Here is a 472-nt window from a genome sequence, read left to right as displayed (position 1 = left end):
AGCGATAACTATTGCTGGACCCACCACTCGGACAGAGGAGCACCTCGACCACTACGGGTCGGTTGCCCGCGGTCTTCTCGATAGGGCCGGCTTCGGACTGGCTACCCCGACTGCCTGAGGAAGCTCCGCTCAGCGCACCTCGATGTCGTAGCCGTAGCCCTGCTCGGTGAGGAAGCGGCGACGCTGGGCGGCGAAGTGCTCGTCGACGGTGTCGGCGGCGACGACCGTGTAGAAGGTCGCCGAGCCCGAATCCTCCTTCGGCCGCAGGATCCGGCCCAGGCGCTGAGCCTCCTCCTGCCGCGACCCGAAGGCTCCGGAGACCTGGATCGCCACCGAGGCGGCCGGCAGGTCCACGGAGAAGTTCGCCACCTTCGAGACCACGAGTACCGGGATCGTCCCCGCGCGGAAGTCCCGGAAGAGCTCCTGCCGCCGCGACTCCGGGGTCTGCCCGGTGAGCACCGGGGCATCGAGT

The 472-nt window shown here is 68.6% G+C and carries 1 protein-coding gene; it reads right to left on the bottom strand.

The window, feature by feature from the left end; genetic code table 11:
• Positions 1-129: 129 nt before the first annotated feature.
• A partial coding sequence (locus tag CRM73_RS19560; protein ID WP_255663093.1) for a helicase-related protein occupies positions 130-472 on the bottom strand: 343 nt, incomplete at its 5' end.

Source organism: Kocuria sp. CCUG 69068 (assembly GCF_020833785.1).
GTDB classification, from domain to species: Bacteria; Actinomycetota; Actinomycetes; order Actinomycetales; family Micrococcaceae; genus Kocuria; species Kocuria rosea.
This window is presented reverse-complemented; position numbering and strand designations above follow the sequence as displayed.